The organism is Fictibacillus sp. NRS-1165, assembly GCF_050468105.1.
In the GTDB taxonomy this organism is placed as follows: Bacteria; Bacillota; Bacilli; order Bacillales; family Fictibacillaceae; genus Fictibacillus_C; species Fictibacillus_C terrinigri.
In genome coordinates this window covers 1-1,241 of sequence record NZ_JBDPNU010000036.1, presented here as the reverse complement: position 1 = coordinate 1,241, position 1,241 = coordinate 1, and the positions used below count along the sequence as shown (strand labels likewise).

The window sequence follows — 1,241 nt, the reverse complement described above, 5'->3', positions numbered from 1 at the left end:
GCAGGCGATGCTAACTTTCGTTGCCATGAACTTAAAGAAATAAATAATTTGCCTGAAAAACAGACAAACCCCTCCACCAATATAAAATTGGAGAGGGGTTTGTCGACGTTCTGAAACAGCCCTTTTAGGGCTGTTTTTTTATAACACGGCATTGAATCAGATTCGTCCAGCATTTATATAAATCATTGATTTCGCTTTACGGCTGTTACTGACAAAATAAAAACGCCTCCTTTCATATGTGCTTGCCGATAGACAAGAAAACGGAAGGCGACGTGTTCTTAGGTTAATGTAATTAATCGGGATGAGACCAAGTCATTTTAGTAAGTGGCGGCCCCGGCAGGAATCGAACCTGCGACGCACGGTTTAGGAAACCGTTTTGAGACTTTCGCTGGAATTCGTACCGACTTGTTTTCTACGAAACAACAGCATTCTTACAATCCATTTTCGTAATTCTTTCGCTCGATTTTACCGACTTTTATCTTTTTCGTGCCGATTTTGTGCCAATTGTGCCACAATGTCAATTCCCGATAGCCAACGACCCTATTGATTTCGGCCATTTTAGGGGTAGCTCCAACTTTTTATCACATTTCCCACGCTAAGGCTGGAATCCTTGGCATTTAAGACTATTCCTTTAAATGGTCGTTTTAGGGAGTTATGAATAATAACGATCTGATAATTAAAAAAAGGTTATTTTTATTCCCTTAATCCATCCCTAAAAGTAATTCCCTTTTCATGACGTTATTTACCTTAAAGGGAATCAGCTTAGAGTAAGGAATATGCTATTTTACTACCAAAAAATGTCTTAGCGTGGGTTTTACGTCAAAATGTTGGTGGAATCCCACATATTGGTGAATATGCTTATTGTTTAGATACAAGTGCTATGGAGAATAATGAGTGCCTGGTGATAGCGTGGAACAGGCAAGGGAGACTTGACGACGACATTACAGCAAAGAACTTTTATGAATTTTTATCACAAAAATTTTTGGAGGCAAAAGAAGCATGGGAAGAACATTTTTAAAATAGAAGGAGGGTGGAAAAACTGGTCTTTTTTCCCCTGCTTTCATTTTAGGGTCTTATTGGACAGCCCCTTTTTGTATTTGGCAATTAAAAAATGCTATAAATGGCAGTATCTTTTATGAATGTAAAAAGAGCCAAAATACGCAAGTAGTGCATAAAAACTTGCATATTTTAGGCTCTTTAATTTTATTCCTTATTGTGTTAAAGCACCCGTTAGCATTCCT

At 37.9% G+C, this 1,241-nt stretch carries 2 protein-coding genes and 1 tRNA gene; 1 reads left to right on the top strand and 2 read right to left on the bottom strand.

Going from position 1 to position 1,241, the window contains the following annotated elements:
- Positions 1-325 precede the first annotated feature (325 nt).
- Together ABHN01_RS16410 and ABHN01_RS16405 are read right to left on the bottom strand one after the other, a co-directional pair.
- A tRNA-OTHER gene (locus ABHN01_RS16410) sits at positions 326-416 on the bottom strand.
- A 15-nt stretch (positions 417-431) separates the two neighbouring features.
- Positions 432-557 carry a hypothetical protein gene (locus ABHN01_RS16405; RefSeq protein ID WP_429876421.1) on the bottom strand — a complete coding sequence of 42 codons (126 nt, stop codon included), beginning with the start codon at positions 555-557 and terminating at the stop codon, positions 432-434.
- A 224-nt stretch (positions 558-781) separates the two neighbouring features.
- Here ABHN01_RS16405 and ABHN01_RS16400 point away from each other — a divergent pair, with 224 nt between their 5' ends.
- On the top strand, positions 782-1,018 hold the full coding sequence (locus ABHN01_RS16400) for an SMI1/KNR4 family protein (protein WP_429876422.1): 237 nt from the start codon (positions 782-784) through the stop codon (positions 1,016-1,018).
- Positions 1,019-1,241 lie beyond the last annotated feature (223 nt).

Bases quoted from the DNA above. Each gene is read 5' to 3' on its own strand.
- ABHN01_RS16405 (WP_429876421.1), bottom strand. From the start codon at position 557: ATGGCCGAAATCAATAGGGTCGTTGGCTATCGGGAATTGACATTGTGG.